The 25,411-nt window shown below is 66.0% G+C and carries 20 protein-coding genes and 1 tRNA gene; 11 read left to right on the forward strand and 10 right to left on the reverse strand.

Annotation, left to right across the window (positions count from 1 at the left end):
• Window positions 1–50 precede the first annotated feature (50 nt).
• A complete protein-coding gene (locus AB4Z16_RS06005; protein ID WP_441510429.1) occupies window positions 51–935 on the reverse strand; it encodes a class I SAM-dependent methyltransferase in 885 nt (294 codons plus the stop codon).
• 170 nt (window positions 936–1,105) lie between these two features.
• Window positions 1,106–1,984 (reverse strand): UTP--glucose-1-phosphate uridylyltransferase GalU, encoded by an 879-nt coding sequence (galU, locus tag AB4Z16_RS06010; protein ID WP_441510430.1) that lies wholly within the window; start codon window positions 1,982–1,984, stop codon window positions 1,106–1,108.
• Window positions 1,985–2,155: 171 nt separating this feature from the next.
• Between galU and galE the strand changes: the two genes are divergently transcribed.
• Complete coding sequence (gene galE, locus AB4Z16_RS06015) at window positions 2,156–3,148, forward strand: UDP-glucose 4-epimerase GalE (RefSeq protein WP_441510431.1); 993 nt, start codon at window positions 2,156–2,158, stop codon at window positions 3,146–3,148.
• 182 nt (window positions 3,149–3,330) lie between these two features.
• On the opposite strand, the gene rnk is transcribed toward galE, so the two are convergent.
• Window positions 3,331–3,738: a nucleoside diphosphate kinase regulator gene (gene rnk / locus AB4Z16_RS06020; protein WP_441510432.1), complete on the reverse strand. Its 408-nt coding sequence runs from the start codon at window positions 3,736–3,738 to the stop codon at window positions 3,331–3,333.
• Between the two features lie 339 nt (window positions 3,739–4,077).
• Between rnk and AB4Z16_RS06025 the strand changes: the two genes are divergently transcribed.
• Together AB4Z16_RS06025 and AB4Z16_RS06030 are read left to right on the forward strand one after the other, a co-directional pair.
• Window positions 4,078–5,310, forward strand: a complete 1,233-nt coding sequence (locus AB4Z16_RS06025) for a lytic murein transglycosylase (RefSeq protein WP_441510433.1) — start codon at window positions 4,078–4,080, stop codon at window positions 5,308–5,310.
• Window positions 5,311–5,369: 59 nt separating this feature from the next.
• Window positions 5,370–6,566 (forward strand): SGNH/GDSL hydrolase family protein, encoded by a 1,197-nt coding sequence (locus tag AB4Z16_RS06030; protein WP_441510434.1) that lies wholly within the window; start codon window positions 5,370–5,372, stop codon window positions 6,564–6,566.
• Window positions 6,567–6,568: 2 nt separating this feature from the next.
• Here AB4Z16_RS06030 and AB4Z16_RS06035 read toward each other — a convergent pair whose 3' ends face one another.
• Window positions 6,569–8,083 carry an ATP-binding cassette domain-containing protein gene (locus tag AB4Z16_RS06035; RefSeq protein WP_441510435.1) on the reverse strand — a complete coding sequence of 505 codons (1,515 nt, stop codon included), beginning with the start codon at window positions 8,081–8,083 and terminating at the stop codon, window positions 6,569–6,571.
• A 330-nt stretch (window positions 8,084–8,413) separates the two neighbouring features.
• On the opposite strand from AB4Z16_RS06035, the gene AB4Z16_RS06040 reads away from it, so the two are divergent.
• Both AB4Z16_RS06040 and AB4Z16_RS06045 read left to right on the forward strand, forming a co-directional pair.
• On the forward strand, window positions 8,414–8,746 hold the full coding sequence (locus AB4Z16_RS06040; RefSeq protein WP_441510436.1) for a YciI family protein: 333 nt from the start codon (window positions 8,414–8,416) through the stop codon (window positions 8,744–8,746).
• Window positions 8,747–8,920: 174 nt separating this feature from the next.
• Window positions 8,921–9,130, forward strand: a complete 210-nt coding sequence (locus AB4Z16_RS06045; RefSeq protein WP_441510437.1) for a hypothetical protein — start codon at window positions 8,921–8,923, stop codon at window positions 9,128–9,130.
• Between the two features lie 27 nt (window positions 9,131–9,157).
• Here the strand turns inward: AB4Z16_RS06045 and AB4Z16_RS06050 are convergent, their stop codons facing one another.
• The 3 genes from AB4Z16_RS06050 to gltB form a co-directional block, all read right to left on the reverse strand.
• Window positions 9,158–10,177, reverse strand: coding sequence for a helix-turn-helix domain-containing protein (locus AB4Z16_RS06050; protein WP_441510438.1), 1,020 nt, complete (start codon window positions 10,175–10,177; stop codon window positions 9,158–9,160).
• Between the two features lie 291 nt (window positions 10,178–10,468).
• Window positions 10,469–11,893: a glutamate synthase subunit beta gene (locus AB4Z16_RS06055; protein ID WP_441510439.1), complete on the reverse strand. Its 1,425-nt coding sequence runs from the start codon at window positions 11,891–11,893 to the stop codon at window positions 10,469–10,471.
• Between the two features lie 93 nt (window positions 11,894–11,986).
• A complete protein-coding gene (gene gltB / locus AB4Z16_RS06060) occupies window positions 11,987–16,675 on the reverse strand; it encodes a glutamate synthase large subunit (RefSeq protein WP_441510440.1) in 4,689 nt (1,562 codons plus the stop codon).
• 611 nt (window positions 16,676–17,286) lie between these two features.
• On the opposite strand from gltB, the gene AB4Z16_RS06065 reads away from it, so the two are divergent.
• Window positions 17,287–18,342 (forward strand): threonine aldolase family protein, encoded by a 1,056-nt coding sequence (locus tag AB4Z16_RS06065; RefSeq protein ID WP_441510441.1) that lies wholly within the window; start codon window positions 17,287–17,289, stop codon window positions 18,340–18,342.
• A 93-nt stretch (window positions 18,343–18,435) separates the two neighbouring features.
• Window positions 18,436–19,398 carry a hypothetical protein gene (locus AB4Z16_RS06070; RefSeq protein WP_441510442.1) on the forward strand — a complete coding sequence of 321 codons (963 nt, stop codon included), beginning with the start codon at window positions 18,436–18,438 and terminating at the stop codon, window positions 19,396–19,398.
• Between the two features lie 93 nt (window positions 19,399–19,491).
• Here AB4Z16_RS06070 and AB4Z16_RS06075 read toward each other — a convergent pair whose 3' ends face one another.
• On the reverse strand, window positions 19,492–19,965 hold the full coding sequence (locus AB4Z16_RS06075) for an Hsp20 family protein (RefSeq protein WP_441510443.1): 474 nt from the start codon (window positions 19,963–19,965) through the stop codon (window positions 19,492–19,494).
• A gap of 210 nt (window positions 19,966–20,175) precedes the next feature.
• Here AB4Z16_RS06075 and AB4Z16_RS06080 point away from each other — a divergent pair, with 210 nt between their 5' ends.
• On the forward strand, window positions 20,176–21,231 hold the full coding sequence (locus tag AB4Z16_RS06080) for an alpha/beta fold hydrolase (protein ID WP_441510444.1): 1,056 nt from the start codon (window positions 20,176–20,178) through the stop codon (window positions 21,229–21,231).
• Here the strand turns inward: AB4Z16_RS06080 and hisN are convergent.
• Window positions 21,136–21,918 carry a histidinol-phosphatase gene (gene hisN / locus AB4Z16_RS06085; protein WP_441510445.1) on the reverse strand — a complete coding sequence of 261 codons (783 nt, stop codon included), beginning with the start codon at window positions 21,916–21,918 and terminating at the stop codon, window positions 21,136–21,138. The two genes, AB4Z16_RS06080 and hisN, sit on opposite strands and share 96 nt — an antisense overlap.
• 311 nt (window positions 21,919–22,229) lie before the next feature.
• A complete protein-coding gene (locus AB4Z16_RS06090; RefSeq protein WP_441510446.1) occupies window positions 22,230–23,144 on the reverse strand; it encodes an N-formylglutamate amidohydrolase in 915 nt (304 codons plus the stop codon).
• Window positions 23,145–23,374: 230 nt separating this feature from the next.
• Here AB4Z16_RS06090 and cpdR point away from each other — a divergent pair, with 230 nt between their 5' ends.
• The 3 genes from cpdR to AB4Z16_RS06105 all read left to right on the forward strand — a co-directional run bounded on the left by cpdR (window position 23,375) and on the right by AB4Z16_RS06105 (window position 25,273).
• On the forward strand, window positions 23,375–23,734 hold the full coding sequence (cpdR, locus tag AB4Z16_RS06095; protein WP_038363805.1) for a cell cycle two-component system response regulator CpdR: 360 nt from the start codon (window positions 23,375–23,377) through the stop codon (window positions 23,732–23,734).
• A 267-nt stretch (window positions 23,735–24,001) separates the two neighbouring features.
• Window positions 24,002–24,076 (forward strand) — tRNA-Val (locus AB4Z16_RS06100).
• Between the two features lie 351 nt (window positions 24,077–24,427).
• Window positions 24,428–25,273: a hypothetical protein gene (locus AB4Z16_RS06105; protein ID WP_441510447.1), complete on the forward strand. Its 846-nt coding sequence runs from the start codon at window positions 24,428–24,430 to the stop codon at window positions 25,271–25,273.
• Window positions 25,274–25,411: the final 138 nt, after the last annotated feature.

Here is a 25,411-nt window from a genome sequence, read left to right on the forward strand (position 1 = left end):
GGATGGTCGGGACAAGCCCGACCACCATGACGGCGCGGGCACAACCATTCTTAGCCTTCCCCCGGTTTCTCGCCGGTCTTGATCTCGGGCACGCCGAGCGCATCTGCCAATCTCGCCTTGGCCGAGCCCGGCCGCAGCGGCTTCTGCTGGCTCTCATGCGGGGCCCAGCCGGAGAGCCAGACGAACTCGAAGGTCGCCGGCAGCCGCCCGTCGGCATCGGCGAAGCGCTCGGCATAGAGCGTGGCGGCACGCAGCAGCGTCTCGCGCCGCAGCGGCGTCCTGCGCCGCGCGACGAGCGCATTGGCCCAGCCCATGGCCCGCAGATCGCGGAACAGTCCGAAGGCGTCGCGATAGCGCACCGTCACGATCTCGCTGTCGATCACGGGCAGGGCGAATCCGGCACGCTGGAGGAGCCCGCCGAGATCGCGCAGATCGGCGAAGGGCGCGACGCGTGGGCTGACCCCGCCCGTCGTCTCGCTCTCGGCTTCGAGCAGCGCCTGCCGGAGCTCCTGCAAGGAGCGTCCACCGAGCATGCAGGCCATGAACAGCCCGTCGGGCCGCAGCGCCCGCTTGATCTGGATGAGTGCGCCGGGCAGGTCGTTGACGCCGTGCAGCGCCAGCAGCGAGACGGCGAGGTCGAGAGAACCGGCGGCGAAAGGCTGTCTTTCTAGATCACCGATCAGATCGGCAGCTGTCCCCTCGGCCTCCGCCATACGCAGCAGCCGCCCCGCCTTGCCGGCTAGGACGGGCGCAACGAGCGGTAGTGGCGTGCCGAGATCGGCAGCCACGGCAAACTCGCGCAGAACGGCCCCGAGTCGCTCCTCCAGATCATCAGCCGCGCGTCGCAGCAGGAAATCCGGATAGTCACCGGCGAGCGCGCGTCTGAGCCGCGAACGGCCGAGCGCGCGGTCGAAGACGAGACTTTGATCACTCAACTTTGCACCGTCAGCAAGACACAAGCCCTCATCCTGAGGAGCAGCCAAAGGCTGCGTCTCGAAGGATGCTCCAGCCCTCTCCCGAGCTTTCTGGACCGTCCTTCGAGACGCCATTCCTATTCGGAATGGCTCCTCAGGACGAGGGCCGAGTTGAACGGGCCGTGCGCCGCTCAGCGATCGAGCAGCTTCTCGATCTCGGCGCGCAGCTGCGGGCCGAGATCGCCCCGATCGAGCGCATAGGCGACATTCGCCGCGAGGAAGCCGATCTTCGAGCCGGCATCGTAGATGTCGCCATCGAAGCGCACCGCATAGAACGGCTCCTGCCGCGAGAGCGCGATCATGGAATCGGTGAGCTGGATCTCGCCGCCGGCGCCCTTCTCCTGGTTGGCGAGCAGGTTGAAGATCGTCGGCTGCAGGATGTAGCGGCCGGAAATGTGCAGGTTCGAGGGCGCGGTGCCCTTCGGCGGCTTCTCCACCATGCCGGTGATCTTCGAGACCTTGGCCTTGGCGTCCTCGACGCCGACGATGCCGTATTGATGGGTCTGGTCGTCGGGCACCGGCGCCACGGCGATGTGGTTGCCGCCATGCTCGTCATAGGCCTCGATCATCTCGGCGAGGCAGCCCTTGCCGGCGCTGTAATGCAGCATGTCCGGTAGCAGCAGCGCGAAGGGCTCCTCGCCGACGAGCTCGCGCGCGCACCAGACGGCGTGACCGAGACCGAGCGGCGCCTGCTGGCGGGTGAAGCTGGTGGCGCCGGCGGCCGGCAGATCGGCCTTCAGAGCCTCCAGCTCCTTCACCTTGTTGCGCTTGGCCAGCGTGTCGTCGAGCTCATAGGCCATGTCGAAATGATCCTCGATCACCGCCTTGTTGCGGCCGGTGACGAAGATGAAGTGCTCGATGCCGGCGGCGCGCGCCTCGTCCACGACATGCTGCACGACCGGACGGTCGACGATGGTCAGCATCTCCTTGGGGATCGCCTTCGTGGCGGGCAGGAAGCGGGTGCCGAGGCCGGCGACGGGGAGAACGGCCTTGCGGATGCGTTTCGTCATGAAAAATCCATTGGGCACGGCGGCCTTTGCCAAAGGCAGGGCAGTGATCGGAAACAGCCGCACAACTGTCATTGTTGCCAGCCATCTGTGCTTATAGTTGACAGGCCTTGAGAACCCGTCAACGGACATTCGATAGTGCGGCGTCATGACAAAGATGAGGCAAGAGACGCAATGGCGATATTGGTTTCCGGCGGGGCTGGCTACATTGGCAGCCATATGGTCCTCGAACTCCTCGATCGGGGCGAGCGCGTCGTCGTGCTCGACAACCTGTCGACCGGCTTCTGGTGGGCCGTTCCGCCGGAAGCGACATTCGTTCAAGGCGATATCGGCGATCAGGAGCTGGTCGAGAAGCTGATCGCCGAGCATGGCGTGACGGCGCTGGCGCATTTCGCGGCACGCATCGTCGTCCCGGAATCGGTCAGCGATCCGCTTGGTTATTATTTCAATAATACTGTGAAAACCCGAGCATTGATCGAAAGTGCCGTCCGCGGCGGCGTCAAGCACGTCATCTTCTCCTCCACGGCTGCGGTCTATGGCGAGCCCCCGGTCTCGCCGGTGCCGGAGGAGATCGCGCTCAACCCGATCAACCCCTATGGCCGCTCCAAGCTGATGAGCGAGTGGATGCTGCAGGATGCGGCGAAGGCGCACGGCTTCACCTACGTCGCGCTGCGCTATTTCAACGTCGCCGGCGCCGACCCGAAGCTCCGCTCCGGCCAGTCCTCGCCGAACGCCACGCATCTCATCAAGGTCGCGAGTCAGGCCGCGCTCGGCCAGCGCGATGGCCTCACCGTCTTCGGCACCGACTATGCGACGCCGGACGGCACCTGCGTGCGCGACTACATCCACGTCACCGATCTCGCCCGCGCCCATCTTGCCGCGCTCGACCATCTGCGCGCCGGCAAGGAAAGCCTGACGCTGAACTGCGGCTATGGCCGGGGCTATTCGGTGAAGGAGGTCGTCGAAGTCGTGAAGAAGGTCTCAGGGATCGATTTCCCCGTGACCCTCGCCGATCGCCGCGCGGGCGACCCAGCTTCGCTGGTCGCTCGTGCCGACCGGATCCAGGCCGAACTCGGCTGGCGGCCGGAGCATGACGACCTCGAGGAGATCGTCGGCCAGGCGCTGGCCTGGGAGGAGAAGCTCAGGACACGGAACGCCTCGAGCTGAGCGACCCTTCCCCAGTACACCCCGAGCCCTCATCCTGAGGAGCCATTCCCTTGGGAATGGCGCCTCGAAGGATGCTCCAAGAGGCTGCAGGGACATCGGGAGCATCCTTCGAGACGCGCTTCTGCGAAGCGCTCCTCAGGATGAGGGCCGCCGGATGCCGGACAGCCGCCGATCTGGTACCCTCAGGCGGGGTCGTCCTCGGCCGGCTCGCGCACTTCGAGCACGGTCAGGCGCTTCACATCGCCCGAGCGCGTCGTCCAGTCGATCGAACGCTCGGCGGCCATGCCGATCAGCGCGACGCCGATCGGCGTCATCACCGAGATGCGGTTCTTCTCGATATCGGCGTCCTGCGGCCAGACCAGCGTGATGGTGCTTTCCCGCTTGGTGCTCTCGTCGCGATAGACGATCACGCTGCCGATCCGGGCGTGATCGACCGAAACCCGCCCCTCCGGCAGGATGCGGGCACGGTCGAGCTCATGGCTCAGCTCGGCGGCGAGCTCCGGCATGGTGTTGGCCGCGCCGGCCGCGATGCGGCTCAGCATGGCATGGTCCGCGGCCGTAACAGTGATGGCGGGACGCTTGGCAGTCATGAGGACGGGTCTTTCATCGAAAAGGCGAGCGCCTGCCGACGGACCAGAACCGCGCGGCATCAAAGGGGCGAACTCGCAGGTGAACGGAATTGAGGGAGCGCCCCCGAGCCGGAGGCGCCAAGCGCGACAGACCCGGGGCTAGAAGCCCGCGATGACGTTGCCCGAGCGGTGCAGACCGCGGCGGAAGGGTGAGGCGCTATACATCCCGCCAGAATCCGCCAATCCCCCGGGCTTGTCAAATCAGAGAGGTGGCGTCGCTGCCGCGGTCGGCTTAACCTGCGGTTAATCTTGTTCAGGCGCTGTGATGGTGTTTCCATCCAGCATCCGCAGGGAGTGTCCATGCGCCTGTCCGTCGTCGCAGCTTCGGCCTTGATCAGCCTGGCGCCTGCGCTGGCGCAGACCACCGGCTCGATCAATGTTTCCGGCGCCCATGCCCGCAATGCGCAGGCGACGCCGGCCAGCGCCTCCTTCGACATCTTCCTGCAGCGACTCTGGCCGCAGGCTCAAGGACGCGGCATTTCGCGCGCGACCTTCGACCTCGCCTTCCGCGGCGTGACGCCGGACGCCTCCATCATTGCCCTGACCAAGAAGCAGGCCGAGTTCAGCGCCCCGATCTGGAGCTATCTGGAGAATGCCGTCGGCGGCGCCCGCATCCAGCGCGGCCGCGACGCAGCAGCGGAGAACGCCACCGTCCTCGCGCAGGTCGAAGCCCGCTACGGCGTACCCAAGGAAGTCGTCCTCGGCGTCTGGGGCATGGAGACGAATTACGGCTCCTTCAAGGGCGGCAAGGACGTCATCCGCTCGCTCGCTACCCTCGCCTCGATCCGCTACCGCGGCGACTTCTTCCGCGACGAGTTGCTCACCGCCCTCGAGTTGATCGAGAAGGGCTATGCGGAGCGCGACGAATTGCGCGGCTCCTGGGCCGGCGCGATGGGCCACACCCAGTTCATGCCGTCGAGCTACATGAAATACGCCGTCGACTGGACCGGCAACGGCCACGCCGACATCTGGAATTCGTCCAGCGACGCCATCGCCTCCACCGCCAACTACCTCAAGAGCTATGGCTGGGTGCCGGGCCTGCCCTGGGGCATGGAGGTGACGCTGCCTGATGGCTTCGACCATCGCCTGGACAAGGGCAGCTTCTCCTCCCTCCGCTCCGCCGGGGTGCGCCGGGCCGATGGACGCGCGCTGCCCTCCTCGGGCGAAGGCCGCTTGTTCTACCCGGCCGGGCATAGCGGGCCGGTGATGCTGCTGACCGCCAATTTCGACGTCATCAAGAAGTACAATTCCTCCGACGCCTATGCGCTCGCCGTCGGGCATCTCGGCGACAGGATCATGGGCCGCCCCGCGATCCAGGCGGGCTGGCCCGTCAAGGCCGCCCGGCTCGACATGGCCGGCACAAAGGATTTGCAGCACCGGCTGAAGGTGCTCGGCTATTACAACCACGATGCCGACGGGCGCATCGGCACCGGCACGCGCGAGGCCGTGCGCCAGTACCAGATCAGCGCCGGCGAGATCCCGGACGGCTATCCGACCCCGGCTCTGCTGGTCCGGATGCGTGGCAAGCGCTGACTTTCGGGCCGCTGCGCCCTATAGTGCGGGGCATAGGGGCCGCTGGATCGGATAGGCAGATGCGTCTGCGTTCGCTCGCCCTGGTTCTGACTGCCGCCTGCATGCTCCTGATCACGGGCGGGCCGGTTTCCCTTGCCCAGCAGCAACAGCGCAACCTCTTTCAGCTCTTTTGGCAGTTGCCGGCCGCCCAGCAGCGCGCGGCGCCGCAGCCACGCCAGCGTGTCGCGCCCGTCGTCCGCCGTCGCGAGGCCCCCGTCGTCGTCCGCGACGACCCGGTCATTCCCAAGGTCGATGTCAACAGCCACATCGTGGTGATGGGAGATTCGCTCGCAAACCTCCTGGCCAACGGCCTCGACGAGGCCCTGAACGACCGCCCGGATGTCGAGGTTCTCCACAAGTCCAAGCCTGATTCGGGCCTCGTCCGGACCGACTTCTACGACTGGCCGAAGGCGGTTTCCGATATCCTGGCCGGTGACCAGAAGATCACCCTGGGCGTCATGCTGGTCGGCCTCAACGACCGGCAGCCGATCCGCGAGGGCGAAACCGTCCATGACCCCCTGAGCCCACGCTGGCTCGAGCTCTATCGGGACCGCATCGACCTCATCGCCGACGCCTTCGCAGCCCGCCGCATTCCCTTGATCTGGGTCGGCGCGCCACCCGTGCAGAACGGCCGGCTCTCGGCTGATTTCGTCTCGTTCAACGAGCTCTACCGCCAGCGCGTCGAGAAGGCCGGCGGGCAATATGTCGATCTGTGGGGCGGCTTCGTCGATGCCGAAAACCGCTATACCGCGACGGGTCCCGACGTTTCCGGGCAGCTGACGCGGCTGCGCCTCGGCGACGGCATCCATTTCACTGCCGCCGGTGCCCGCAAGGCCGCGCATTTCGTCGACCTCGTCATCCGCCGCATCATCGAGGCCGCGCCGCAGAACAGTGTGATCGCTCTGCCCGTCTCGCCCGAGACGGGCGCGCCCTCGACCCCCGAGCTACAGCCCGGCGGCGTCGAGCGCCTGATCGATCAGATGGTCGCCGGCGTGCCGACGATCGGCCTGCCCCCGGCCCTGCAGGCGCGCCCGCTGGCGGGGCCTATCCAGCCGCTGACCGGGCAGGCCCCGACATCCGGGCAGCCCCTGCTGGCCTCGGTCACCGAGGCGCGCGGGCGCGGCGAGGCCGAGCTGCAGCTCGAGCGCGTCTTCGGCCAGGGCATCGCGCCCGATCCGGTCCCTGGCCGGCTCGACGATTATCGCTGGCCGCGCTGAGCTCAGCCCGCCATCAACCGGTCGAACACCGGATCGGGATCATCCACCTCGATGAGCCGCTTGCCGGTGATCACCCAGATCCGAGTCGCCACGGCGCGGACGAAGGCGCGGTCATGGCTGACCAGCAGGCAGGCCGCGCCATGCTCGGTGAGTTCGCGCTCCAGCATGTCCTGCCCTTCGATATCGAGATGGTTGGTCGGCTCGTCCAGCAGGTAGAAATTCGGCTGGGCGAGGCGCAGCAACAGCATGGCGAGCCGCGCCCTCTGCCCTCCCGACAGACGGGCGAGCGGCGCGCCCTGGGCCTCGCTGGCGATGCCGGCCCCGGCGAGCAGCGTCCGCGCCAGTTGGTCGCCGACATCGCTCGCGCCTTTGACGGCCGCCCAGGGCGTCGGCCAGACATCGAGTTGCGAGAGCGCCTGATCGGAGAAGCCAAGCTTCAGGCTGGCGGCAGCGCGGATCTCCGCATCCGAGCCGTCGAGCGCCGCCCGCAGCCGCGTGACAAAGCGCGTCTTGCCGCTGCCGTTCGCGCCGAGCAGCGCGATGCGATCCCCGTTCTCGATCCAGAGCTGCCCGGTGCGGAAAAGCGGCCTGCCGTCGGGAGTGGCGATCCCCGTATCCTTGATCGCCACCAGCGCCTTGGCATGCGTGCCGCTGTTGACGAGCCGGATCGCCCCGGCCGAGCGCTCCTTATGCGCCGGCCTGGCACTCTCCTCCAGCTTGTCGGCACGCTCCGACAATTGCTTGGTCTTGACCACCAGCAGGTCTGAGCCGGAATTGATGCCGATGTTCTTGAGCTTGGCCGCCTGCTGCCTGAGCGCCCGGACCTTGCGCATGTCGTTATCGAACTGCCGTCCCCGCGCCATGTCGCGCTCCTCCAGCGCCTGCAATGCGCGCGAATAGGGCAAGGCGAAGTCGGCGCTCTCCGCCGGACGCAGGAAGAGCGTGCGGGTGCTAACATCGTCGAGGAAGGCGCGGTCATGGCTCGCGGCGACGACGGCGCAATCCCGCGGCAGGGCGGCGAGGAAGCGTTGCAGCACGCCGATGCGCTCGAGATCGAGATGGTTGGTCGGCTCGTCCAGCAGCAGCAGATCTGGTTCGACCACCCCGGCGCGCGCCAGCAGCATCGTGCGCTGCCAGCCGCCCGACAGACTGGCGACGGCACGGCCGCGCAGCCCCTCGTCAACCATGAGGTCGTCCAGCAGCACGTCGACCCGCCAGCTTTCGGTTTCGGCGGCCTCGGCGTCGAGCGCATCGCGTACCGCCTCGTAGAAGCTCATCGGCAAGAGGCGCGCGTGCGGGTCTTGCGGCGCGAAGGCGGTGACGAGACCGCGGGCACGGGTCAGCGTCCCGTCCGTGGCCGATTCCTGGCCGGCCAGGATACGCAGGAGCGAGGATTTCCCGCGCCCATTGGCGGCGACGAGACCGAGGCGGTCGCCCTTGGCGACGGAGAGGTTGAGCCCGGCGAAAAGCGGGGCACTGCGGACGAGCGAAAAATCTTTGATGGCGATCAGGGACATCGGAATCTCATGAAGTCAGGCAGGCGCTAACAAACGCGCCGAAAAGGGCTGACGATGAGACGGCGATGCGTTCCCGGTCAGCCCCGCGAGATGAAGCGCGGGGCGGAAACAGGTCCTCGGGTGCGGAAATGGAAGCCCTGGCTCAGCGCCAGCTTCCCCCTCTGTTTCGATTCCATGGCCGCCACCATAGCGGCGCCGGCCCGGATGAACACTGCGCCCACGGCATAACGGTCGCCATCGCGACGCTGGTCATCGCGACGCAGCCGGTGCGGCGCCGACGGAACCGCCGCGTCTGCAATGGATTGATCGCCCGTGAGAGGAGGCCGGACGATGCCCAGATTCGTGACGATCGGCTATGGCGACCGGGCGGGCTATGACCGCACGGCTCCGGCCATCCGTGACGCAGCCCACGCCCAGGATGCGGCGCTCCTCGAACGCGGTGCCGTGATCGGCATTGCCGGGCAAGCGGTACAGGTCCGCAACCCCGACGCCTCCGGGGTCCGGACGCAGACAGGTGCCTTCATGTCGTCACAGCTGCCCGTGGCCGGCTTCGCTATCATCGAGGCTGCCGATCTCGCCGAGGCCATCGATCTGGTTTCTCGGGTTCCCTGTGCCGTCGCACACGGGGTCGTCGAGATCTGGCCGTTGGAGCAGCCGGGTTAGGGCTACAGGAGCCCCGCGTCCGCCCGGCATCGGAGCCGACCGTCCAGGGCCTGCTCCGGCGATTGGGAGAACGCGGGCGCCGGCTGCATGCTGGCGGCAAGGTTCCGGACGATTTGGCTCGTCGCCTCGGCTATGCGATCGTCGCCGGATCGCGAACGAACGAGCGAGGGCGCAATGGATACGGACCAGGCGGCCAAGGACCGCGTCACACAAGTCTTGAAGAAGCACCTGGAGCTCGCTCAAGAGCAACTCGACATGGCCGAGCGAGGCGTCCTTTTGTCGATCGACGGGGCGCCCGAAGGAATCAACCTGACGAAGGAAGCGCTGGCCATCCGCGTCGAGCAACTGCAGGGAGCACTCGACCGGCAGCGAGGACGCGGCTGAAGCCGCCGCCCGACTTGGACCAGGCGTCTAGCCTCGCGCGATCTGCGCAAGAAGGTCGCGCAGGTTCAATTCGGCCTCGGATCTGCCCCCATGGACGGCGCTCGCGGGAATGCCCGACAGCGTCGCACACATCACATCCTTCGGCGTCAGGCCGAACTCCTTCTTGAAGGAGCGGCTGAAGCTCGACGGATCGGGAAAGCCCAGCCCCTCGGCAATCGCGGCGATCGAGCGGAAATTGGTGCCGCTCGACAGCTCTGCGTAGCACTGCTTCAAGCGCCGCCGCTGGATGTAGTTCCTCACGCCGCCCTCGCTTTCGAGCAGGCGATAGAGCTGGGAGCGGGACATGCCAGCCTCCCGGCACAGCAGATCCGGCCCGAGAGTGCTGCAGTGCAGATTGAGGTCGACGATGCGCCTGACGATCTCCTTGCGGGCCACCGCCACAGGAACGGCACCAAGAAAACTGTGATCCGACGACGGCGCGATGCAAGCGAGCAGCATGCCGCGGACGGTGGTCTGGAGGGCGGGTAGATCCGCATCGGAGAAGCTTGACACGTTGCGCGCCAGCAGCGTGATGAATTCCGCGAGCAGCTTGCCCATTGCGTCGCTGATCGGCCTGCCCTCGACCCCTTCCAGAACGGCGGTCACCTCCGGAAAAGTATCGCGCGGCAGATAGAGCTGCAGCCGGTCGTCCGCCTCGCGGAAGCTGACGAGCTCGCGCCCCAGCGACGCCACGAAGGGCGTATCGGCGGGCACGTCGATCGAGCGCAGGCGCCCCGCCTCGCCCAACGTCCGCGCGTGGCCGATCGTGATGTTCCAGTGGTCGATGGGGTTGCGCCGGACGAGATCGGCCGTGCGGAACGCCCGCAGTTTCGGCGCCCGGACCCGGCTCAGGCCGAAACCGCCGAAGTTCCAGGTTTCGCTGGTCGCGGAAAAGCCCGCCTGAGGATCGTCGACCTCGACATCGAAGACGGCGTCGAACCACCCGCGCCAAGCATCCAGCTGCTTCGCTTGGGGCAGGCCGACCGTTGTGAAAATAACCGGCGTCATCTGACCAAGCGACAACGAAAGGACACAAGCGCGCTTGCACTCCACCTCGGCTCTCAGGTCAAGTATTAATTCGGTGCAACGGCAGACCCTGCCGCTTCTCTAGGCGAATATCGCCCGTATCAATGAATTCATAACAACTCCACGCTTCGGCCGGCTGAAAATCCGGCTAAAGGACCTCACCCCACTGCCTTCTTGTCTCTGGTGGAAAAAGCACAGCGCCCGGGCCGGCATATCGGCCGACCGGGCTGCTGGACAGCGATTGGCTCGCGATCGTGCCGGAGGGCGATGTCCTCACACCGGCAGGATCGTCGCGCCCATCAGCTCCTTGTCGATGGCGTGCGCTGCCTGGCGCCCCTCGCGGATCGCCCAGACCACAAGCGACTGGCCGCGGCGCATGTCGCCGGCGACATAGACCTTTTCGGTGCTCGTCCTGTAGTCGCGGTCATTGGCGACGACGTTGGCGCGCTTGTCGACCACCGCGCCTGACTGGGCGATCATGCCCTCGATCAGCGATCCCGCGAAACCGATGGCGAGGAAGCAGAGATCGGCCTGCAGCACGAATTCGGTGCCGGGAATGGGCTTGCGCTTCTCGTCGACGCGGGCGCATTTCACGCCGGTCAGCCGGCCGTTGCGGCCTTCGAGCCCGAGCGTCGCCGCCTGGAATTCGCGCTCGGCGCCCTCAGCCTGCGAGGACGACGTGCGGAACTTCGTCGGCCAATACGGCCAGACGGTGAGCTTGTCCTCGATCTCCGGCGCCATCGGCCGGATGTCGAGCTGCGTCACCGAGAGCGCGCCTTGCCGGAAGGCGGTGCCGACGCAGTCGGACGCCGTATCGCCGCCGCCGACAACCACGACGTGCTTGCCGGCCGCCAGGATCGGCGCCTCGTTTGAAATATCCTCGCCGCCGATGCGCTTGTTCTGCTGGGTGAGGTAGGGCATCGCGTAATGCACGCCGGCAAGGTTCGTGTCCGGCAGGCCGGGATCGCGCGGCGCTTCCGCCCCGCCCGTCATCAGCACCGCGTCGTGCTCGCCCACGAGCGTCGCGAAGGGCAGGGTCACGCCGACATGGGCGTTGTAGTGGAAGGTGACGCCCTCCGCCTCCATCTGCTTCACCCGGCGGTCGATATGCCCCTTCTCCATCTTGAAGTCGGGGATGCCGTAGCGCAGCAGGCCGCCGGCCTTGGCCTCGCGTTCATAGAGATGGACGTCGTGGCCGACCCGGGCCAGCTGCTGCGCCGCCGCCATTCCGGCCGGGCCGGAGCCGACGATGGCGATGCGCTTGCCCGTGCGCTTGGCCGGAATTTCCGGCGCGATCCAGCCCTCTTCCCAGCCCTTGTCGGCGATCGCCTGCTCGATCGTCTTGATCGTCACCGGCATGTTCTCGAGGTTGAGCGTGCAGGCTTCCTCGCAAGGCGCGGGGCAGATGCGCCCGGTGAACTCCGGGAAATTATTGGTGGAGTGGAGGTTGCGCAGCGCATCCTCCCAGCCGCCGGAATAGACCAGCTCGTTCCAGTCCGGGATCTGGTTATGGACCGGGCAGCCGGTCGGGCCATGGCAGAAGGGGATGCCGCAATCCATGCAGCGCGCCGCCTGCTTCTTGATATCGCGCTCCTCCAGCGGGAGCGTGAACTCGCGGAAATGCCGGATGCGGTCGCCGGCGAGCTGATACTTCTGCTCCTGCCGGTCGAATTCGAGAAAGCCTGTGACCTTGCCCATGCCGTTTCTCTCGCCGTGTGCCCGGGATTTCCCGCGCGCGTGCCTTAACCTGATCGCGTGACCGGGGCCTGACGGCCCCGGAGGTTCCGTGCCTTATTCGGCAGCCTGCAAGGTGCGGGCCTGCTCCATCTCGCGCAGCGCGCGGCGGTATTCGACCGGCATCACCTTGACGAATTTGGTGCGGTAATCCGCCCAATTGTCGAGGATCGTGCGGGCCCGCTGCGAACCGGTGTAGTTGGCGTGGTTCGTCAGCATCTGCATCAGGCGCTCCTCGTCATGGCCGGACATGTTGGTCATGTCGATGCGGCCCTTATGCTCAAGATCGCCGCCATGATGGTGCAGCCGCTCCATCAGCTCCTCTTCCTCCTCGACCGGTTCGAGATCGACCATCGAGAGGTTGCAGCGCGACTTGAAGGTGCCGTCCTCGTCCAGCACATAGGCGATACCGCCGGACATGCCGGCCGCGAAGTTGCGGCCGGTCTGGCCGATGACCGCGACGACGCCGCCGGTCATGTATTCGCAGCCATGGTCGCCGGTGCCTTCGACCACCGCGATGGCGCCGGAGTTGCGCACCGCGAAGCGCTCACCCGCAACGCCGCGGAAATAGGCCTCGCCCGCGATCGCGCCGTAGAGCACGGTGTTGCCGACGATGATCGAGCGCTCCGGCACGGCCCTGGCCGCCGGGTCGGGCCTGACGATCAGCTTGCCGCCGGAGAGGCCCTTGCCGACATAGTCGTTGGCCTGGCCGGTCAGCTCGGCGGTGACGCCCGCCGCGAGGAAGGCGGCGAAGCTCTGGCCGGAGGTGCCCTTGAGCTTCACCGTGATGGTGTCATCGGGCAGGCCGGCATGGCCGTACTTCTTCGCCACCGTGCCGGACAGCATCGCACCGGTCGAGCGGTCGACGTTGCAGATGCTCTCCTCGATCACGACCGGGGTGCCGGTCTCGACCGCATTTTCCGCCGCCTTGATCAGCCTGCGGTCCAGCACCTCGTCGATCGGGTGCTTCTGCCGCTCGACATGGCGGATCGCCACCTCCGGCAGATCGACCTTGTGGAAGAGCCTGGTGAAATCGAGCCCCTTCGCCTTCCAGTGCGCGATGGCGTCCTGCTTGTCGAGCAGATCGGAGCGGCCGACGAGTTCCTCGATCTTCGTGAAGCCCATCTCCGCCATGATCCGGCGAACGTCCTCGGCCACGAAGAAGAAGTAGTTCACCACATGCTCGGGCAGGCCCTTGAAGCGCTTGCGCAGCACCGGGTCCTGCGTCGCGACGCCGACCGGGCAGGTGTTGAGATGGCACTTGCGCATCATGATGCAGCCGGCCGCGATCAGCGGCGCGGTCGAGAAGCCGAACTCGTCGGCCCCGAGCAGCGCGCCGATAATGACGTCCCGCCCCGTCCGCAATCCGCCGTCGACTTGCAGCGCCACGCGCCCGCGCAGCTGGTTCAGCACCAGCGTCTGCTGCGTCTCGGCGAGGCCGATCTCCCAGGGCGAGCCGGCATGCTTCAGCGAGGTCAGCGGGCTCGCGCCCGTGCCGCCCTCGAAGCCGGAGATGGTGATGTGGTCGGCGCGCGACTTGGCGACGCCGGCGGCCACCGTGCCGACGCCGATCTCGGAGACGAGCTTCACCGAGACATCGGCCGCAGGATTCACATTCTTCAAGTCGAAGATCAGCTGGGCGAGATCCTCGATCGAGTAGATGTCGTGGTGGGGCGGCGGCGAGATCAGGCCGACGCCCGGCGTCGAATGCCGGGTCCGCGCGATCTTGGCGTCAACCTTGTGGCCGGGGAGCTGGCCGCCCTCGCCGGGCTTGGCACCCTGCGCCACCTTGATCTGCATCACGTCGGAGTTGACGAGATATTCGGTGGTGACGCCGAAGCGGCCGGACGCGATCTGCTTGATCGCCGAGCGCTTCGAGCGGCCGTCCGGCATCGGCTTGAAGCGGATCGATTCCTCGCCGCCCTCGCCGGTGTTCGACTTGCCGCCGATCTGGTTCATCGCGATGGCGAGCGTCTCATGGGCCTCGCGCGAGATCGAGCCGAAGGACATCGCGCCGGTGGCGAAGCGCTTCACGATATCGGCGGCGGACTCGACGCTCTCCAGCGGCACCGGCGCCCGCCCGTCATCCTCCGCCATCTTGACCTTGAACAGGCCGCGGATGGTGCTGAGCCGCTGCGCGTCGTCGTTGACCTGCCTGGCGAACTCCTCGTAGCGATCCTGCGCGTTGAGGCGCACCGCGTGCTGCAGCGAGGCGACGACGTCCGGCTTCCAGACATGGTCCTCGCCGCGGACGCGGTACATGTACTCCCCGCCGATATCGAGGCTGTTGCGGTAGAGCGGCGAGTCGCCGAAGGCGTCGCGGTGGCGGCGCAGGCTCTCTTCCGAAATCTCGTCGAGGCCGACACCCTCGATCGCGGTGCCCGTCCCGAAGAAGAACTTGTCGACGAAAGCGGTCTTCAGGCCGACCGCATCGAAGATCTGGGCGCCGCAATAGGACTGGTAGGTCGAGATGCCCATCTTGGACATCACCTTCAGCACGCCCTTGCCGACCGACTTGATATAGCGCTTCACCACCTCGTCGGCGTCGACCTCCTCCGGGAAGGCGCCCTGCTCATGCTGATCGAGCAGGGTGTCGAAGGCGAGATAGGGGTTGATCGCCTCGGCGCCGTAGCCGGCGAGGCAGCAGAAGTGATGGATCTCGCGCGGCTCGCCCGACTCGACGACGAGGCCGACCGAAGTGCGCAGGCCCTTGCGGATCAGGTGATGGTGCACCGCCGCCGTCGCCAGCAGCGCCGGGATCGGGATACGGTCCGGCCCGACCTGCCGATCGGACAGGATGATGATGTTGTAACCGCCATGCACCGCGGCCTCGGCACGCTCGCAGAGCCGCTCCAGCGCGCCTTCCATGCCGGCCGCGCCCTCGCGCGCCGGGTAGGTGAAGTCGATGGTCTTGGTGTCGAAACGATCCTCGTAATGGCCGATGCAGCGGATCTTCTCGAGATCGTCATTGGTCAGGATCGGGGTGCGCACTTCCAGCCGCTTGCGCCGCGAGGTGCCTTCGAGGTCGAGGATGTTCGGGCGCGGCCCGATGAAGGAGAGCAGGCTCATCACCAGCTCCTCCCGGATCGGGTCGATCGGCGGGTTCGTCACCTGCGCGAAGTTCTGCTTGAAATAGGTGTAGAGCAGCTTCGACTTGAGCGAGAGCGCCGAGATCGGCGTGTCCGTGCCCATCGAACCCACGGCTTCCTGCCCGGTCACCGCCATCGGCGCCATCAGCAGGCGGACATCCTCGGTGGTGTAGCCGAAGGATTGCTGGCGATCGAGCAGCGGCACGTCGGTGCGCGAGGCCCGCGCCTCAACCGGCGGCAGATCCTCCAGCACGATCTGCGTTCGCTTCAGCCAGTCCTTGTAGGGATTGGCGAGGCACAAGGACGTCTTGATCTCGTCGTCGCCGACGATGCGGCCCTGCTCCAGGTCGATCAGCAGCATCTTGCCGGGCTGCAGGCGCCACTTCTCGACGATCTTCTCTTCCGGGATCGGCAGCACGCCGAATTCCGAGGCAAGCACGACGAGCCCGTCATCGGTGACGAGATAGCGCGCGGGGCGCAGCCCGTTGCGGTCCAGCGTCGCGCCGATCTGGCGGCCATCGGTGAAGGCGATCGCCGCCGGCCCGTCCCAGGGCTCCATCAGCGCGGCGTGATATTCGTAGAAGGCGCGCCGCTCCTCGTTCATCAGAGGGTTGCCGTTCCATGCCTCCGGCACGAGCATCATCATGGCATGGGCGAGCGAATAGCCGCCCTGCACCAGGAATTCGAGCGCGTTGTCGAAGCAGGCGGTGTCGGACTGGCCTTCATAGGAGATCGGCCAGAGCTTCGAGATATCCGAACCGAACAGGTCGGAATCGACGCTCGCCTGCCGCGCCGCCATCCAGTTGACGTTGCCGCGCAGCGTGTTGATCTCGCCGTTATGGGCGACCATCCGGTAGGGATGGGCGAGGCGCCAGGACGGGAAGGTGTTGGTGGCGAAGCGCTGGTGGACGAGGGCGATGGCGCTGTCGAAGCGCTCGTCCTGCAGATCCTTGAAATAGGAGCCGAGCTGGTTCACCAGCACCATCCCCTTGTAGACGATGGTGCGGCAGGACATCGAGACGGGATAATATTCCGCCGTCCGGCGTTCCTGATGCTTGTAGACCTTGTTCGAGACCGACTTGCGGAGGACATAGACCTGCCGCTCGAACTCGTCCTCGTTCGCGATGTCGTCGGGACGGCCGACGAAGAGCTGGCGATGCACCGGCTCGGTCTCCAACACCGCCTTGCCGAGGTCGGAGTTGTCGACGGGAACGTCGCGCCAACCGAGGAAATTCAGCCCTTCCTCTTCGACCGTCTGGGAGATGATCTCCTCGCAGAGCGCGCGGATCGCGGGGTCGCGCGGCATGAAGAACTGGCCGATGGCGTAGAAGCCGGGCTCCGGCAAGTCGATGCCGAGCTTAGCCGTCTCCTCCTTGAAGAAGAGATGCGGGATCTGAGTAAGGATGCCGCAGCCGTCGCCGAGCTTCGGATCGGCGCCGACTGCGCCGCGATGGTCGAGATTGTGCAGGATCTGCAGGCCCTGCTGGACGATGGCGTGGCTCTTGCGGTTCTTCATGTCGGCGATGAAGCCGACGCCGCAGGAGTCTTTTTCGTTGCGGGGATCGTACAGGCCCTGATGCGTCGGCATTGCCGGGTCGCGCACGGCCGGAAAACGCTCGAAGCCCTCTGCGCCGCTCGACTTGCTGGTCACGCTCATCGTCAAACCCCGCTTCTCAGAACCCGCTGGCGCGCCGCCTGCGGGCAGACCCGTCAGTCCACAATCCCATCCGCTCCGGCCCCGGCGCCGACGTATCGGCAGCAAGGATGGGGCCAAGGCGGCTCGGCCGTCGTCTTGTGAGAGGCTTGCTTGCGCTTTGTTTCCACCGCGCCCGCGTCCTCCGCAGGCGCTTCGGGCGGCTCTCGCCCGCTCGCGCCTGTCTTCAGGCCGTCGTTTTACGGACGGCGCATGTACGGTCGGCTTTGGCGTCGTTAGCCCGGCCTCTCGTCATGCTCCGCTCCATTGCGACGGCGCGACCCCCAACCTGCATCGGCTTTCGGTCGGCGCGGTGAAAAATGGGACAGCAACACTGTCCTATCGAGATGAACTTGCCAGAATTCCAATCTACGCACAAGCGTCGATTTTGCACCGCGGCGAAATTTTATTGCAAAATTGAATCCATGCCAGACATTTCCGAGACGAAAGCCTAACTCCGGCAGCACGCTTCTTGTTTTTGGGCATGCGGCGAGGTTTCGGCCCGGCGCCGCGCGCAAGCCCCCCTTTCCTAACGCTCGCTTGGCAGAACACCGCCATCCGCCTAACCCTCGGTCATGCATTTCTTCAGCGACAACACCGCCGCCGCCAGCCCCCGCGTCATGGCCGCCCTCGCCGCCGCCAACGAGGGCAACGCCTCGCCCTATGGCAAGGACGACTGGACGCGCCGCGTCGAGGAGCGTTTTGCGGAGATCTTCGAGCACGAGGTCTCGGTCTTCCTCGTCCTCACCGGCACGGCGGCGAATGCGCTCGCTCTGGCCAGCATCGTGCGGCCCTGGGGCGCCGTCCTCACCCATGAGGAGGCCCATGTCGTCGAGGACGAATGCGGCGCCCCCGAATTCTTCAGCGACGGCGCCAAGCTCGTCGACTTGCCCGGCACCGGCGCCAAACTGAAACCGGAAACCGTGACGAAGGCGCTCTCGCATCTGCGCGACGGCGATTTCCATCAGGTGCAGGCGCAGGCGCTGACGATCACGCAGGCGACCGAATGCGGCACGGTCTATACGCCCGCCGAGGTGCGGGCGCTGAAGGAGGCGATCACGCCGCGCGGTCTCAAGCTGCATATGGACGGCGCGCGCTTCGCCAATGCACTGGTCACGCTCGGCTGCACGCCCGCGGAGGTCACCTGGAAGGCCGGCGTCGACGTGCTCTCCTTCGGCGGCACCAAGAACGGCGCGCTCGCGGCCGAGGCCGTGATCTTCTTCGACCCCGGCCATGCCGAGGAGATGAAGTGGCGCCGCAAGCGCGCCGGCCAGACCCTGTCGAAAGGCCGTTTCCTCGGCGCCCAGTTCGAGGGGCTGCTCGCCGACGGTCATTGGCTCGACCTCGCCCGCCATGCCAACGCTCAGGCCAGGCGCCTGGCGGATTCCGTCGCGCAGGGCAGCGCGGCGCGTCTGGCCTGGCCCTGCCAGGCGAACGAGGTCTTCATTGTGCTGCCCCCGGCCGTGCAGGAGCGCCTGAAGGCGGCCGGCGTCGGCTATTATGACTGGTCGGCTCGCTCGCTCCCGCCGGAGGCCCCGCTTCAGGACGGTGAGATCGTCGGCCGCTTCGTCATGTCCTTTGCGACCGAGCCGGAGCATGTCGAGCGCCTGATCGCCGCCATCGCCGGCTGAAACGGCGCATTTCAGCCCCGTTTCCAACCCCATGCCTGCCGCAATCGTTAACAAGACTGCCCGTCACGAAAGCAGTCGTTAAGGAAGGGTGGCATGGCAAATCGTTCGACGGCGCCGGGGCGCAGCGCGCTGATGGGGTTGGTCGTGGCCGGCGCTCTGGCCGGCACGATGGGAGCCGCCGGGGCCCAATACTACTATTACGACGACGGGTACGCCCCCTATCCGGCCTATGGCTACGGCTATCGTTACGACTACGGTTACGCGCCCCGCCCGCCGGCGGTGGTTCCGCGTGCGCCGGCACCTGTATCCCCCAATACGGTCAGCCGCATCGCCGCCCGCAACTACGGCCTTGTCAGAATCGATCGCTCGATCCGCCGGGACGACACCTATGTTGTCGATGGCGTTACGGCTGGCGGTCAGCGCCTGCGCCTGGTTCTCGATGCCTATGCCGGCGAGCTGATCCGCCGCATCCCGCTGCGCGGCCAGGCCGTGCCCGCGCCGAATGTCGCCCGCATTGACCCGCATCAGGAGCAGGCGCCACCGCGCCAGCGTCTCGTGCCCCAGCCGCCCGAACGGCCGGCCGAGCTGAAGCCGCCGGCAGAAGCCAGCGCACCGGCGACGTCCGCTCCGCCATCGCCGGCCGCACCACCCGCCTCCGAGCCCGTTAAGCCCGCTGAAACGGCCCCGATCGAAGCGAACGCTCCGGCCACGGCCTCACCGCCCTCGCCCGCAGCGCCACCCGTGCCGGAATCTGCGAAGCCTGCCGAGAAACCACCCTTAGAGGCCAGCGCGCCCGCGACATCCTCTCCGCCGCAGCCGGCGAAACCGGCGGAGCCTTCGCCGGGCGCGACCAACCCCGAGACCGGTGCCGACAAGCCCAAGCTCGTCAATCCCAGCGATGTGCGCGGAACCGACGAGGCGGAACGCAAACCACCGCTGACGACCGCAGCGCCGGCCACCCAAGTGCCGTCGATCCCGCCCGTGCAGCAGATCGATCCATCGCCATCCACGCCCAGGCCGGAGACGCCGATCGCTCCCGTCGTTCCGCTGAACTGACAGGCACGATCGCATCGGAAGATGCGCGGCGATCTAGCAAAAAAGGCTCCCGTTTCCGGGAGCCTTTCTCTTTTGGCCCAAAGGCCGATCGGATTACGCGGCTTTGGCGGTCTCGATCTTGGCTTCGAGAACCTTGGCCGAACTGGCACCGATCGGAATCTGGCGCGGCTTCTTGGCCTCGGGAATCTCGCGGACGAGGTCGATATGGAGCAGGCCGTTCTCAAGGCTGGCTCCGGTCACCTGTACGTAGTCGGCGAGCTGGAAGCGGCGCTCGAAGGCGCGGGCGGCGATGCCCTGATGCAGAACTTCGCGCTTCTCGGCGCCGCCGGAAACCTGCTTCTCGCCCTTGACGGTCAAGGCATTTTCCTTGGCCTCGATGGCGAGGTCAGCCTCGCCGAAGCCCGCAACCGCAATGGTGATGCGATAGCCGTTCTCGGCAGTCCGCTCGATATTGTAGGGCGGATAGCCCGGCGCGGCGTCGCTGCTCGTCGCCTGATCGAGGAGATTGAACAGGCGGTCGAAACCGACGGTCGAGCGATAGAGAGGGGAAAGATCGAATTGACGCATGATATGTCCTCCGAAGAAGCGACAATTTAGTCGGCCCGCCTCGCCTGAGCGCGGGCCTGGTTTGGGTCTGCGCAGCCGGTTCCGGCCTGCGCATCCATGATCTGGGTTGGCTTTCCCGCTTTTCAAGAGCCCCCGCCGACGGGCATAAGCAAAGCTCGGAAGCAGTTCGGCGACCGATGCGGGCGGGCGGTCGCGATGCGGAGAGAGCCAATGGCCGAGGCCGTTCTTTTTGCCCATGCCGGCTATCCCGTGCCGGGCCACAGCAAGGTCTGGTTTGCCAAGACCAATGATGGCGCCAATTTGCGCTTCGCCAGCTGGCGCCCCACGGTCAAGCCAGCGCGCGGCACGATCGTCGTCGTGCAAGGCCGGGCCGAGTTCATCGAGCGCTACAGCGAAACCATCTCGGAGCTACGCCGCAGAGGCTTCCATGTGCTGAGCTTCGACTGGCGCGGCCAGGGCGGCTCGCAGCGTTTCGTCCGGCGCGAACGCAAGGGCCATGTCGGTCGTCTCAAGCACTACGAAGCCGATCTCGCTCTTGTGATGGCGCAGATGCAGGCAAAGTTCCCGCCGCCCTATTTCGTCCTCGCGCATTCGATGGGGGCAGCACTCTGCCTCGACGCCGCCCGTCATGACGCCTTGCCGGTGTCGCGCATGGTGGCGCTCGCCCCCATGCTCGGCCTCACCATGATCGCGCACCCGGCCCGGGCCAGCCGCCTCGCGAGCCTTCTCTATTGGCTGGGTTTGGGCCGTGCCTTCGTCCCGGGCGGTGGCGATACGGCCATCGCGACGAAACCCTTCGAGGGCAACCGGCTGACGAGCGATGCCGTCCGCTACGCCCGCAACAGTGCGCTCTCGGCCGAGGCACGCCATCTCAGCGTCGGCGACCCGACCATCGCCTGGGTCCGGACAGCCTTTCGCCTGATGTCCCGTCTCAACGCCCCCTCGGCCGCGCTGGAGGTGAAGGTGCCGACGCTGATCATCGCCGCCGGGCAGGACCCGGTGGTCTCGACACCTGCAATCGAGCGTTTCGCCGCACGCCTCAAGACCGGCTCCGCGCTGGTCCTGCCGACGGCGCGACACGAAATCCTGATGGAGAACGACGCGATCCGCGCCCAGTTCTGGGCCGCCTTCGACGCCTTCATTCCCGGCGAGGACCAGACTGCGGCCGCCTCAGCCGGCGAGCCGCGCGAGGGCGACCTCATGCAGCGCCTTGCTGCCGGCGGCGAGGACGCGTCCGCCCCCGGCGGCGCTGCCGCCGTCCCATGAGGTGACCACGCCGCCGGCTCCTTCGATGATCGGGATCAGAGCGACGATGTCATAGGGCTTGAGGCCGCTCTCGATGACGAGATCGACATGGCCTGCCGCCAGCATGCAATAAGCGTAGCAGTCGCAGCCATAGCGCGACAGCCGGACCTGCTTCTCGACACGGCCGAAAGCCTTCGCCTCCTCGCCTTTGAACAGCCCCGGCGAGGTCGTCATCAGCGTTGCGGCAGCGAGATCGGCGGTCGCCCGCGTCCGCAGCTTCCGCGGCCCGCCCGGCCCCTCGTAGCGCGCCTCGCGCCCGTCGCCGGAATAGCGTTCACCGGAGAAGGGCTGATGCATCATGCCGTAGACCGGCACGCCCTTGCGCGTCAGGCCGATCAGCGTGCCCCAGACCGGGATGCCGGAAATGAAGGCCCGCGTTCCGTCGATCGGATCGAGCACCCAGACATAGTCGGCCTCGGTGTTCTCGCTCCCGAATTCCTCGCCGAGCACCCCATGAGCCGGAAACTGCCGCCTGATCATGTGGCGCATCACCGATTCGCCGGCGCGGTCGGCCTCCGTTACTGGATCGAACACGCCGCCCTGCGACTTGTCCTCGGTCGCATGATGCGCGCGGAAGAACGGCAGGATCGCCCGCCCCGACTGCGTCGCCAGCTCCGCGACGAAAGAGCCGAAATCGACTGCGCTCATGAACCGGTCTCCAATTTGCTGCTCTGCAGCATCAATGCCGTAGAATACGAGTTCCGAAACAGGCTCGATCGCCAAAATTCCACGAAAAACCCGAAAATTAGCACGCTGTCATGCGACACGCGCATGACGCCTGCGATTTTGGTCAATTTCGCTTGTGTTTTGCAGCGCACTCTCATATTGTGCACTGCGAAGGGGAGATGACCTCAAACCTTCATTGCCCTCCTTGGGCGTTTCCTCCCTAGACTTGGGCCGCCACGCAAGTGTGCGGCCCTTTTTTTGTCTGCCGGCTCTGGTTCCGATCGTCGGCAGCCTTATTCGGCAGCCTCGCGCCAGTCGTCGAGCCAGCCGCTCCAGCGCGCGAAGCAATCGGCCATCGCGCTCGCGATCGCCTGCTCGACTGCCGTGAAGCCCACATGCGGCTCCAGCGTCGCTTCGTTCATGTAAAGCGCCCGGTTGACCTCGATCTGCAGGGCATGGACCCCCGCAGCCGGCGCGCCGTAATGCTCGGTGATGAAGCCGCCGGCATAGGGCCGGTTGCGGGAGACGCTGAAGCCGAGCCGCGTGAAGGCCTGTTCGGCGATGTCGATGATATAGCCCGCCGCGCTCGTACCGAAGCGATCGCCCAGGATGATGTCGGACTTCGACAGCCCGTCCCGGTCGAGCCCGGCTGATGGCATCGAATGCGCGTCGACCAGGATGCAGGTGCCGAACGCCCCTTGGGTGCGCTGGACGAGCCCGCGCAAGCCAGCGTGATAGGGCCGGTAAAGCCCGTCGATTCGCGCGAGCCCCTCCGCGATCGGGATGCGCCCGAAATAGATCTCCTGCGCGTCGCCGACGATGCGGGGAATGGTGCCAAGCCCGCCGGCAACCCGCATCGAGCGCGTATTGGCGAAGGGCGGTACCCGGCCCTCGAACATGCGCGGATCGAGCTCATAGGGCTCGCGGTTGACGTCGAGATAGGCGCGGGGGAATTCCGCCACCAGCAAAGGCGCGCCCAGCGCGACGCTTTGCCCGAACAGGCGGTCGACGAAAGCGTCCTCCGAGCGCCGGAGGCTGCGCAGCGGCAGCCGCGCCGCCTCGACGAAACCGCGCGGATAGCACCGTCCCGCATGGGGCACGTCGACCACCACCGGCACGACCTGAAGTGCCGGCTGATACAGGCTGAACGGCCGCTCGATCTCGGCGACGACGTCGTCGGGGTCCGGCGGGAAAGGGGCGGAGAACACGCTCATGTCCCACGAGAGAAGCACACAAACCCGGCCGGTTGAAGCGATGTCGTGAAGCGGTGGAAATCCATGCTCGGATTCACCCGTTGTTTACCATGATGGCGCCTTATAGGCCTGTATGGTTCCCACTGTGCGGACAGGCGAGTACGCAGGCCCTTTCCAAGGCCCGGCGGACGTCCCGTACGCCAGACGCATCGAAACGCAGGCCTCAGGACGGACAGAACAGGCCCATGACGAAGATACTGCTCGCGGAAGACGACAACGACATGCGTCGCTTCCTGGTCAAGGCCCTGCAGAATGCAGGCTATGACGTCGCTTCCTTCGACAATGGCCTGTCGGCCTATAATCGTCTCCGCGAGGAGCCGTTCGAGCTGTTGCTCACCGACATCGTCATGCCGGAGATGGACGGCATCGAGCTGGCGCGCCGCGCCACCGAGCTCGATCCCGACATCAAGGTGATGTTCATCACCGGCTTCGCCGCGGTCGCGCTCAACCCTGATTCGCAGACGCCGAAGGACGCGAAGGTGCTCTCCAAGCCCTTCCATCTGCGCGAGCTCGTCAACGAAGTCGAGAAGCTGTTGGCGGCTTGAGAAGCTGTTTGGCACCGTGCTGCGGCGTGCCGAATGGCGGTGTTTTTCGAGGACCGGAGCGAAGCATACGCTTGTATGTGAGCCCCGGAAGCGCGGAATGCGCCGCCAGTCGACCCCCGCAGTCGGAGATGCCAACAGCCTCGTAGAATTTATGCGGCAAACGCCTTGCAAGCTGCGAAGCGAGCCGCTATAGCCCCCTCACCTCGCAGCGTGGTTGCGGCCAACACGGCCCGGACACGCTACCGGAAGTCGCTTTCAGCGGCGAACGGGCGCGTAGCTCAGCGGGAGAGCACTACGTTGACATCGTAGGGGTCACAGGTTCGATCCCTGTCGCGCCCACCATTTTCCAAGCCCCGGAAATCGCTTCAGAAAAGCGATTTCCGGGGCTTTTGATTTTGGCCTCGGAAACAACGGCCAAAAAAATTCCATTTTGCACGCAATTTACACGCAGGCGATTTTTCAGCACCGGCCGCACCTGGCGAACGCCCGCAGCCCAGAGCAACGCAGACCTCGCGATTCGGGGTTCGCCACCGAAAGCATCACCGGCGACCACCGGCGTCGACGGGCGCGCCTGTGCATAACCCTCACGGACTGCGGGCCATCCCTCGGTCGGTTGGCGGACTGAGTTGATCACTCTTGTTATGATGTGGTGTAACAAACACTCTGTCAATTGCGCAGCGCGAGACCTGAGCGATGTCATCTGCGAAATCGAAGGGAAGCGCGAACTGGATTTCGCTTTCGCTTCCATTCTGGAAGGAGTTTCAGACGACGCCCCGGCCGTTTCGCGCCGAGCTGCTGGACAGGATCAGCAAGAAGGTCGGAAAGGCCCCCAACACCGTCTACCGGCAACTCGTCGCCTTGACCTACCTTCTATCGAAAGGTCTCGACCTCGACCAGTTGGCGCTCAACTACCCACCCTTGATGTCGGTGGAGGCGATCGCACGCGTCGGAAAGAAAGATCCACGTCGAGAAGACGAACTTCTGCGGCGCCTTCTTGCAGGCGAAGGAAGCGTCGCCAGCTTTCGGAGCGCGGCGGATGACCTTTTCAGGCCAAGTAGTCCGCACGAAGTCGCCCATCAGGTGACCCTTTCGCAGATTCTGCAGGCCTACCTGTTCCCTCAGTCGGCTCGTGATAGTCCGAATGCAAATCGCGCTTCGCTGGGCCCGGGCTTTTCGATCGCCCCGCTCCACGAGCCTCATCAACAGAGCTCACTGGTAGTCCGTCAGGGATTCCCAGGTAGGCGGACGGCGATCCTGATAGCCGACAGTCGCGACCCTCTTTCACATGCGCGCGACTTCGACGCCCTCTTCGAGGCAACGGTCTTGCGAGCTGTCGTGACCTGCGACCACGTGATCGTCGTGAAAAACCTGAGGCTGACGAGCTTTGAACGGACATTTTCGGCGATGAAGCCCGAGTTTCGCGGCGTGATTTCTGTGGTCGAGGGCGACCCCGTCATTGACGTTACACTGCCCTATGGGGACGAGCGTTTCGCGACGTTGGCCGACTTTCTCGAAAAGCAAACGATCCGCCCGGCTTAACCGTCGGCTCCGACGCCCCAGTCGGCCGCGCGCCATCCGCTCACCGCCAAACCTGTCTATCCACCAATCCCGCAACAGAAAGCTTGACTCCTCATCTTTGGTATTTTCTTGTTAGATTCACGCTAACAGGAAATCGCC

This window comes from Allobosea sp. TAF32 (assembly GCF_052113585.1).
Taxonomy (GTDB): Bacteria; Pseudomonadota; Alphaproteobacteria; order Rhizobiales; family Beijerinckiaceae; genus Allobosea.

Excerpts from the sequence above, each read along its gene's own strand:
- rnk (WP_441510432.1), bottom strand. The coding sequence starts at position 3,738 with ATGACTGCCAAGCGTCCCGCCATCACTGTTACGGCCGCGGACCATGCC.
- galU (WP_441510430.1), bottom strand. The coding sequence starts at position 1,984 with ATGACGAAACGCATCCGCAAGGCCGTTCTCCCCGTCGCCGGCCTCGGC.
- AB4Z16_RS06050 (WP_441510438.1), bottom strand. The coding sequence starts at position 10,177 with ATGACGCCGGTTATTTTCACAACGGTCGGCCTGCCCCAAGCGAAGCAG.
- AB4Z16_RS06075 (WP_441510443.1), bottom strand. The coding sequence starts at position 19,965 with ATGCGTCAATTCGATCTTTCCCCTCTCTATCGCTCGACCGTCGGTTTC.
- AB4Z16_RS06070 (WP_441510442.1), top strand. The coding sequence starts at position 18,436 with ATGGCAAATCGTTCGACGGCGCCGGGGCGCAGCGCGCTGATGGGGTTG.
- AB4Z16_RS06035 (WP_441510435.1), bottom strand. The coding sequence starts at position 8,083 with ATGTCCCTGATCGCCATCAAAGATTTTTCGCTCGTCCGCAGTGCCCCG.
- AB4Z16_RS06025 (WP_441510433.1), top strand. The coding sequence starts at position 4,078 with ATGCGCCTGTCCGTCGTCGCAGCTTCGGCCTTGATCAGCCTGGCGCCT.
- AB4Z16_RS06040 (WP_441510436.1), top strand. The coding sequence starts at position 8,414 with ATGCCCAGATTCGTGACGATCGGCTATGGCGACCGGGCGGGCTATGAC.
- AB4Z16_RS06065 (WP_441510441.1), top strand. The coding sequence starts at position 17,287 with ATGCATTTCTTCAGCGACAACACCGCCGCCGCCAGCCCCCGCGTCATG.
- AB4Z16_RS06045 (WP_441510437.1), top strand. The coding sequence starts at position 8,921 with ATGGATACGGACCAGGCGGCCAAGGACCGCGTCACACAAGTCTTGAAG.
- hisN (WP_441510445.1), bottom strand. The coding sequence starts at position 21,918 with ATGAGCGCAGTCGATTTCGGCTCTTTCGTCGCGGAGCTGGCGACGCAG.
- AB4Z16_RS06030 (WP_441510434.1), top strand. The coding sequence starts at position 5,370 with ATGCGTCTGCGTTCGCTCGCCCTGGTTCTGACTGCCGCCTGCATGCTC.
- AB4Z16_RS06105 (WP_441510447.1), top strand. The coding sequence starts at position 24,428 with ATGTCATCTGCGAAATCGAAGGGAAGCGCGAACTGGATTTCGCTTTCG.
- AB4Z16_RS06055 (WP_441510439.1), bottom strand. The coding sequence starts at position 11,893 with ATGGGCAAGGTCACAGGCTTTCTCGAATTCGACCGGCAGGAGCAGAAG.
- cpdR (WP_038363805.1), top strand. The coding sequence starts at position 23,375 with ATGACGAAGATACTGCTCGCGGAAGACGACAACGACATGCGTCGCTTC.
- galE (WP_441510431.1), top strand. The coding sequence starts at position 2,156 with ATGGCGATATTGGTTTCCGGCGGGGCTGGCTACATTGGCAGCCATATG.
- gltB (WP_441510440.1), bottom strand. The coding sequence starts at position 16,675 with ATGAGCGTGACCAGCAAGTCGAGCGGCGCAGAGGGCTTCGAGCGTTTT.
- AB4Z16_RS06080 (WP_441510444.1), top strand. The coding sequence starts at position 20,176 with ATGGCCGAGGCCGTTCTTTTTGCCCATGCCGGCTATCCCGTGCCGGGC.